The organism is Candidatus Nanopelagicales bacterium (assembly GCA_018003655.1).
Lineage (GTDB): Bacteria > Actinomycetota > Actinomycetes > S36-B12 > UBA10799 > JAGNDY01.
In genome coordinates this window covers 1-7,335 of the sequence record JAGNDY010000081.1, presented here as the reverse complement: position 1 = coordinate 7,335, position 7,335 = coordinate 1, and the positions used below count along the sequence as shown (strand labels likewise).

General features: G+C 62.7%; 10 protein-coding genes. 1 reads left to right on the top strand and 9 read right to left on the bottom strand.

Translation table 11 applies throughout. The annotated features are described in order from the left end of the window. The 5 genes from KAZ48_09600 to KAZ48_09580 all read right to left on the bottom strand — a co-directional run. On the bottom strand, positions 1 to 1,043 hold a 1,043-nt coding region (locus tag KAZ48_09600), incomplete at its 3' end, for a DUF4012 domain-containing protein (protein ID MBP7973043.1). A 284-nt stretch (positions 1,044 to 1,327) separates the two neighbouring features. Then, the gene (locus KAZ48_09595) at positions 1,328 to 2,047 is read right to left on the bottom strand and encodes a hypothetical protein (GenBank protein ID MBP7973042.1); all 720 of its coding nucleotides are present in this window, start codon (positions 2,045 to 2,047) and stop codon (positions 1,328 to 1,330) included. Beyond that, positions 2,040 to 2,666 (bottom strand): aminodeoxychorismate/anthranilate synthase component II, encoded by a 627-nt coding sequence (locus KAZ48_09590; protein MBP7973041.1) that lies wholly within the window; start codon positions 2,664 to 2,666, stop codon positions 2,040 to 2,042. The genes KAZ48_09595 and KAZ48_09590 overlap by 8 nt, the downstream gene beginning before the upstream one ends. Next, positions 2,663 to 2,881, bottom strand: coding sequence for a hypothetical protein (locus KAZ48_09585; protein MBP7973040.1), 219 nt, complete (start codon positions 2,879 to 2,881; stop codon positions 2,663 to 2,665). The genes KAZ48_09590 and KAZ48_09585 overlap by 4 nt, the downstream gene beginning before the upstream one ends. Before the next feature lie 2 nt (positions 2,882 to 2,883). Continuing rightward, positions 2,884 to 3,585 carry a class E sortase gene (locus KAZ48_09580; protein MBP7973039.1) on the bottom strand — a complete coding sequence of 234 codons (702 nt, stop codon included), beginning with the start codon at positions 3,583 to 3,585 and terminating at the stop codon, positions 2,884 to 2,886. A gap of 36 nt (positions 3,586 to 3,621) precedes the next feature. Here KAZ48_09580 and KAZ48_09575 point away from each other — a divergent pair, with 36 nt between their 5' ends. Further along, a complete protein-coding gene (locus KAZ48_09575) occupies positions 3,622 to 3,876 on the top strand; it encodes a cell division protein CrgA (protein MBP7973038.1) in 255 nt (84 codons plus the stop codon). A gap of 204 nt (positions 3,877 to 4,080) precedes the next feature. Here KAZ48_09575 and KAZ48_09570 read toward each other — a convergent pair whose 3' ends face one another. The 4 genes from KAZ48_09570 to KAZ48_09555 form a co-directional block, all read right to left on the bottom strand. Further along, entirely contained in the window at positions 4,081 to 5,229 is a 1,149-nt protein-coding gene (locus KAZ48_09570; GenBank protein ID MBP7973037.1) for a thiolase family protein, read from the bottom strand. A 21-nt stretch (positions 5,230 to 5,250) separates the two neighbouring features. Then, complete coding sequence (locus KAZ48_09565; protein ID MBP7973036.1) at positions 5,251 to 6,195, bottom strand: rhomboid family intramembrane serine protease; 945 nt, start codon at positions 6,193 to 6,195, stop codon at positions 5,251 to 5,253. 53 nt (positions 6,196 to 6,248) lie between these two features. Further along, complete coding sequence (locus tag KAZ48_09560; protein MBP7973035.1) at positions 6,249 to 6,779, bottom strand: peptidylprolyl isomerase; 531 nt, start codon at positions 6,777 to 6,779, stop codon at positions 6,249 to 6,251. Between the two features lie 82 nt (positions 6,780 to 6,861). Continuing rightward, on the bottom strand, positions 6,862 to 7,335 hold a 474-nt coding region (locus KAZ48_09555; protein ID MBP7973034.1), incomplete at its 5' end, for a hypothetical protein.

The window sequence follows — 7,335 nt, the reverse complement described above, 5'->3', positions numbered from 1 at the left end:
AGGACAGCCATAGCGAACGGGCCCGGGCGAGTGTCGACCGTGCCGGAGATGGGCCATTGCTCAAGTAACTTCTGCACCGAGGGGTCCGTGGAGTAGACCAGGAGGCGCCGTTCGGAGGCGGCCCGGGCCAAAGGCGCGGCGATCTGCTGGCTGCGACCGGATTTCAGCACCGATTGGACCGCTTGTTTGGCCACCGCCACTTGGAACCGCTTGCGCTCCTCGTTACGACCGTCAAACTCCAGGTAGACGCCGTTGGAGATAAAGGAGACAACCTGATCGGCGGGCAGTGACCGGCCGTCAGGCAGCGTGATTGGTTTGGTCGCCGCCACAAGATAGGACAGCGCAGCCGGATCGAGTGCCATCGCGCCCTGCAGTTGCTCGCCGGTCTGCTTCTTCCAACCGGCGATCCATTGCTGAGCAGCGAACGGGAAGTGCGGGGATAGGTTCATCCCCGACCACACCTCCGACAAATTGCCGTTGATCGCCTTGTAGTCGGGGCCCAGGTCAAGAACGGGTTTGGGGAAATCCTTGAGATCGGTGTTGGAGCCGACGCGTTCAAGCGTCATGGAACCTTTTTGAGCGCGCAAAATCCCATACGTGCCAAGGAATCCACCGGTACCCCGGGCCTCGGCAGGGCTAGTAAACGCAACGAAGTAGCGCTGGGTGCCCTTCGAGCCAAGCATCGGTGGCAACACAGCCGCACCGGTTGCTGCCGCACTCGTCGAGTCACGCAGTCGAGCAAGTTCGTCTTGCACACGGGTTGCCTGCGTGCGGACCGGGCCAATGGCGTCGCCGATCGGGGCGCCATCCAGATCCCGCAGAGCGCGCGAGGAGGACTCCGCCGCAATGGCGGTGGGAGCTCTTAGACTCTCCACGACCGGCAAGTTGACCGCGCCGCCGGGCTTGCGGAGCTTGCCCGACTGCACCACTTCAGTCGTTGAGGCCAACGGCTTCAGCGAGCCTTGCACGGCCGTGTTCAGCGAATCGGCGGTCACGGAGACAGTCTGGATAGTGGCACCGAGCAGCGGAGCGTACGCAGCCACTCGCCAGATCGGATCGTTGACCAAATCCGCCGCCAAAGATGTCGATTGCCCAACACCAGCAGTTGCTTTGTTAGCTTGCGCCAGATCTCCGGCGCTCACGGCAGCCTGAGCCTGCCTCACCGACCCGGACGCCCCCCGCAATTCATAGCCGGCTATGGCACCCGTGATCGTCAACCAAACGGCAATGGGTATCAGGACAGCGACCAGGCAGCCCACACACAGGGCGAAGATTCTCCCGATGCTGGGGGGTCTACTGACAGGTGACTCTGACATCGCGAATGAGCTTACGCCGACAAGACGCGATCAACGGCCCGGTTGAAGGTCGCCATGGCATCCAAAATCAGGTCTGCACTCATGCGGTGCAGGTTGTATCCCAGGATGTGGGGATCCGGAATGTCATCGACATGGTGCGGCTCAGGCATCTGCAGCGGTAGCGGAGGTAGTCCACGAGCGGCATCCATCTCGCTGACCAGCCACACCAGCCGTCGACCAACTTCTGCGGGCAACGCTGGAGTGAGAGTGAGCGGTTGCGTGCGATCGGGATCGATTACCTCGCCATGGAGTTTGCGGATGCCCATCTCCAACGGCCCGTCGTTCACGATCCAATCGGCCAGCCGGCAGGCTTGCAGCAAGGTGAATGTGATGCTGCGCAGTTTCGGATCGAAGCCGATCGCGGCGGATACGTGGCTGCGTGCAGCCCCGAGAATGAGGTCCGGGCGATTCGATGGGTCAAGAGTGAAAAGTCGGGCCGTCTCGGCTCGGTCGGCCTGCCCGACCATCGCCAGCGAAATATCGCAACTTGGTGCCCCCACAAGCGCCTGGATTCCGGCACTTGAGACGTTCGCCGTGATCCCAAAGCGAGCCACAAGTGGAGCCATGTCACGTTCGAGTATGTATTGCATCGCAGGCGACCGGCAGATGTTCATGGTGCACACCGTCATCACGGCGAAGTTGGCGTCGGTCTCTCCGGCGGCTTCGGCCAACGAAGTGGATTGGTCAGGCATGCGCAACGACCGGCGCCAGTCCGACGCTGCGCGCCACCGCATTCTGGTCACCGCAGCTTTGCAGCCAATTCGCTAGCAGCAGGTGGCCATATTCGGTCAGCACGGATTCGGGGTGAAACTGCACTCCCTCGATCAGCAGCTCCCGATGCCGTAGTGCCATCACCACCCCGGATTCAGTCGCACCAGTGATCTCGAGTTCGGCGGACACAGTGTCTGCCTCTACGGCCAGCGAATGGTATCGGGTCGCGGTGAACGGCGAGGGGATCCCGGCGAGCACGCCGACACCGTCGTGCTGGATCAACGACGTCTTGCCGTGCAACAGCTCTGGCGCGCGATCCACCGTCGCACCGAAAGCCTCCGCGATGGCCTGATGACCCAAACACACACCGAAGATGGGGACCTGTCCACCGAGTTCACGCACTAGGTCGATGCAGATTCCGGCGTCGGCCGGTGTACCCGGTCCGGGAGAAAGCAAGATGCCGTCATACTCGCGAGCTTGTTCGATGGAAACCTCGTCGTTGCGCAAGACATCGCACTCGGCGCCCAACTGACCGAGATACTGGACCAGGTTGAAGACAAAACTGTCGTAGTTGTCGACGACCAGGATTCGGGTTGTCATGCAGCTTCCCCTTCAGCAGCAGCGACGGTGACGCTGACGGTATGCGATCCGGGCGGTTGGCCCGTCACAGTCACCTGGTCGATCGGAAGGTGAGCGGTTGCCCAGGGAAAGATGATCAAGAACAACAAAACGACGACCGCCACCAGCAGCACGGTGACCTCGAACAGTTTGGCCCAAGTCGGCCCCGGCAGAACCCGCCACAATCGCTCATACATGGCTACAACTCCAAACCCTGCGGAAGGCCGGCCGACCGCTTCTTGCTCTCGACCAACTTGCCCCAATATGCCCAACGCTGCCAAGAAGCCCACCGAGGATTGCACGTCGTCAACGTAATCAGCCGCTGATCAGGTTCCGGTTGGGCGCCAAATGGTTGCGGATTGATCACCCATTTCTCATCCGGCGCGATGATCTTGTCCCGGTACAGCTGATACACGTACCACGCCTCGCGGGTCTTGACGTAGACCTTGTCACCGTCCTGGAGCCGATCGAACTCCGCGAAGGGTTCGCCGTGCGTCGCTCGATGGCCAGCGACCGCGAAGTTGCCGACCTGCCCCGGCATCGCGGTTTTGGGATAGTGGCCAATCCCCTCAGCCAACTGGTCTAGGCCCACACCCTGGATCACCGGCAAACGCCACACATGGTCACGCAAACGCGGTATGTACATCAGCGCGAACGCCGTGCCGGTTGGAGGTTGGCCACCAGTCCATTCAGGTGGCTTGGGCGCGTCGAGGAGTTGCTCAGCTCGCTGCGCAGCTTGTTCGGTTCGCTGATCGGCAATGACGTTGGTCCACCACAGTTGGTAGACGACAAATAGCAGCATCACCGCGCCGGCAGTAATGAGCAGCTCCCCAACTAGTCGAAGGGCTGTGCCAGCCGGACCACGCTTAGATCGGTTCGCGCCAGCCGTCGACCCATCCACAGCGGGTACAGTACGCCCAACAGGAGGTGTCGACACGTGCCAGAGTCAAAGTCCCGTAAGCAGACCCCAGTTGCCCCGAAGGTGTCGAAGTCAAAGAAGCCCGTCAAGCTCGGCTCACCGCCGTGGGTTGCCCCGGTGATGGTGGGCTGCTTCGTCCTGGGCCTGCTATGGATCGTCGCGTACTACATCGCGCCCGACGCCCCGCTCCTCAAGGACCTGACCTACTGGAACGTCGTAATTGGCTTCGGCCTCATCGGTGTCGGCTTCGTTATCTCCACTAAGTGGAAGTAACCCTGCGTAACCTAGTTACAACCGTGTGAGTAGTCCCCAAGTGGGGATAGCTTGGGGATAACCGCTGGGTGTGGTGTGGTGTGCCAGGAGGGTTCGGGTGGTCGCTCGGACCTGCACTGCTCGGGCTACGCCCTCGCTTTGACGTTTACTTTCCGACCGACCACCCGAACCCTCCCCACGACCCAACCCCGAGAACTCCAGGCCTCAGAGCAGCTCAACCACAGTAGCGTTTGCCATTCCCCCGCCTTCGCACATCGTTTGCAGGCCGTAGCGGGCACCAGTGCGCTTCATGTTGTGGACCAGTGTGGTCATCAGGCGCGCGCCGGAGGCACCGAGCGGGTGGCCAATCGCCATGGCGCCACCGTTGATGTTGGTCAAGGCAGGATCAGCGCCGGTCTCGGCGAACCAGGCTCCGACGACCGAGGCGAATGCCTCGTTGACCTCGAACGCGCCAATGTCCTGGATGCTCAGACCGGAACGCTCGAGCACCTTGGCGGTGGCGGGGATCGGGCCAGTAAGCATCATCACCGGGTCGGATCCGACGACAGTCCCGGTGTGGAAGCGCACGATCGGGGTCAGACCGAGTTCGGCGGCCTTCTGCGAGGTGGTCACGAGCAAAGCCGCCGAACCGTCGGAGATCTGCGATGCGTTACCGGCGCTGACGACGCCACCTTCTTTGAAGGGAGTCGGCAACGTCGCTAGTTTGTCGACGTTGGAGCCGGGACGGATGCCCTGATCGTCGGTGAAGTCACCGACAGCGACGATCTCGTCGCGGAAGAGTCCGTCTTCGGTGGCTGCAGCAGCGCGGTCGTGCGAGGTGACGGCAAGTTGGTCGAGGTAGCCGCGCTCGAGGCCCCACTTCTCGGCGATCATTTCGGCGCCGACACCCTGGTTGAACATCACGCCTGGGTAACGCTTCTGCATCTCGGGGCTGAAAGGTCCGTCGCCGCCAGCCATGTTCGATCCCATCGGCATGCGTGACATCGACTCGACGCCACCAGCGATCACCACGTCAGCCTGCCCGGACATCACCGTCGATGCCGCAAAGTGCAGTGCCTGCTGGCTCGATCCGCACTGGCGGTCGATCGTGGTGGCGGGGACGCTCTCCGGGAAGCCAGCAGCCAGCACCGCGTGACGACCAACGTTAAAGCTCTGCTCGCCTACCTGAGTGACGCAGCCCCAGAACACGTCGTCGACGACCGCCGGGTCGATGCCAGTCTGCGCGATGATCGCCCGCAGGGGAATCGCAGCAAGATCAACGGCGTGTAGATCGGACAGTGCACCCTTGCCGGGCTTTCCGACACCCACCGGGGTACGAACAGCAGCACAGATAACAGCATCGCGTGGGCTCATGGTCAGTCTCCTCGGTGCGGCTTACGAACGGTCGTTAATACGCTCTGAAGCTAGGGTGCCTGACGCGTTCGCCGACGCGGCGAGCGGGGTCTGTTGCCGGAGGGCAAATTCGTCTTCGATCTGGGTGGTTCGCCACCCGACCATTCCAGCCAGGATCACCAGGACAGCGAGGCAGCCAACGATCTGGAAGGCGGCGGCGCCCTTCTTCGGTGCGCGAGTGAAGATCAACGCAACCAGCGCGCCAACGATCAGGCCACCAAGGTGCGCTCGCCAGTCGACCGAACTGCCCGGGATGAAGCCGATCGCAAGGTTGATGGCCAGCAGCACCACTACCTGGGTGACGTCGTAGCGCAGTTTGCGACCGGCCACGATGAGCGCGCCCATAAGCCCAAACACGGCGCCGGAGGCACCAACGGACGTCGTTGCCACCGACGAGAAGCAGTACGACGCGACCGCGCCGCCGAGGCCCGCGATCAGGAACAGCGCAGCGAATCGGACGTGCCCCAAGACCCGTTCGAGTGCTGGCCCGATCATGAACAGCACCAGCATGTTGAACCCGATGTGCAGGATGCTCCAGTGCAGGAACACCGAGGTGATCAGTCGGTACCACTGTCCGCCGAATGCGATGTAGATCGGGCGCATCGCAAAATCGCTGGCAACGGAACTGACTCCGAGCAGAAATTCGACGCCGAACGCGAACACACAAATGCCGATGATCGCGTAAGTCACATAGGGCTTGCCAAGGGATTGGCGGAAGGCCGACTGGGCCGTGTGAACCGGAGCGGTCTTGGCTGCCTGCTCGACGCACTCAGTGCACTGGAAACCGACCGGAGCCGCGACCATGCACTCGTAGCAGATCGGTCGGTCACATCGTGTGCAGGTGATGTGGGTGAGCCGGTCGGGGTGGCGCGGACACGCGGCGCCAGCAACTGGTGACTGTTGCCCCGGCCCGATTGGTTCGCTCACCTCGACCTGCCTGTCTACCTCGTGCCGAAGAGCTTCTTCGAGTTGCGGTCAGTTCAGGATTCGGTGCGGTCGATTGTGATCGAGCTGATGGAGACATCCTCAAGCGGACGGTCGGAACCATCCGTGGCGACGGCACCGATGGCATCGACGACGTCGCGTGAGGGCTGGTCGGCAACCTCGCCGAAGATCGTGTGCTTGTGCGTCAGCCAGGTAGTTGGGGCGACGGTAATGAAGAACTGTGAGCCGTTGGTATTCGGTCCGGCGTTGGCCATCGCAAGCAGGTACGGGCGGTCGAATTGCAGTTCGGGATGAAACTCATCGGCGAACTTGTAGCCGGGGCCGCCGGTCCCAGTGCCCAGCGGGTCGCCGCCCTGCAGCATGAAGCTGGAGATGACGCGATGGAACTTGGTCCCGTCGTAGAGGGCGCCCTCACCAGCTGCGTTGGTGCGGGGATCCTTCCACTCACCGGAGCCGTCAGCCAGGGCAACGAAGTTCTTCACCGTCTTCGGAGCGTGGTTGGGGAACAGGTTGATGCGGATGTCCCCGAGGGTGGTGTGGACGGTTGCCGTCAGATTCTGCGCCATTCGCTGATCCTGACATGCCCGCGAGCGCCGCCCCGCCGCCACCCCATGCGCGAGTGGACGGGCCGGTCGGCTGGCCGCGCTCTCAGGCGTGCAGGTTGCGCCGCTGGAACAGCCAGGTTCCGGCGATGCCACCGGCCGCGGCAACTCCGGCCATCACCAGGCATTCAGCAATGCCAAAACCGGATTCCAACGGGTTGTTGCCCAGGTACCACCGCCACAGCGTCAGCGGTTTCAGGTGCGCCAGCCATTCAATCGAACCGCTCAATCCGTAGACCAGATACGACACAACGGTGTAGCCGGTCACCACGGCCAGGCCGGTTGCCCGGTGGCCCGTCGCGGCAGCAATCGCCTGCGTCCACATGCCCAACGCCAGCGCGAACAGGCACATCTGCACGACCACGGCGCTGAGATTGGCGACACCGAGGTTGAACTTTACGGCCGAATCGAACGCCAGCAGCGGGATCAGTGTCGCGAGACCGAGCACCGCCAGGCTGATCGTCACGGCCAGCGACTTCTCGATGTACGCGGCCCAGCGCGCGAGCGGCTGCGCGAGCAG

Excerpts from the sequence above, each read along its gene's own strand:
- KAZ48_09595 (MBP7973042.1), bottom strand. The coding sequence starts at position 2,047 with ATGCCTGACCAATCCACTTCGTTGGCCGAAGCCGCCGGAGAGACCGAC.
- KAZ48_09590 (MBP7973041.1), bottom strand. The coding sequence starts at position 2,666 with ATGACAACCCGAATCCTGGTCGTCGACAACTACGACAGTTTTGTCTTC.
- KAZ48_09585 (MBP7973040.1), bottom strand. The coding sequence starts at position 2,881 with ATGTATGAGCGATTGTGGCGGGTTCTGCCGGGGCCGACTTGGGCCAAA.
- KAZ48_09570 (MBP7973037.1), bottom strand. The coding sequence starts at position 5,229 with ATGAGCCCACGCGATGCTGTTATCTGTGCTGCTGTTCGTACCCCGGTG.
- KAZ48_09560 (MBP7973035.1), bottom strand. The coding sequence starts at position 6,779 with ATGGCGCAGAATCTGACGGCAACCGTCCACACCACCCTCGGGGACATC.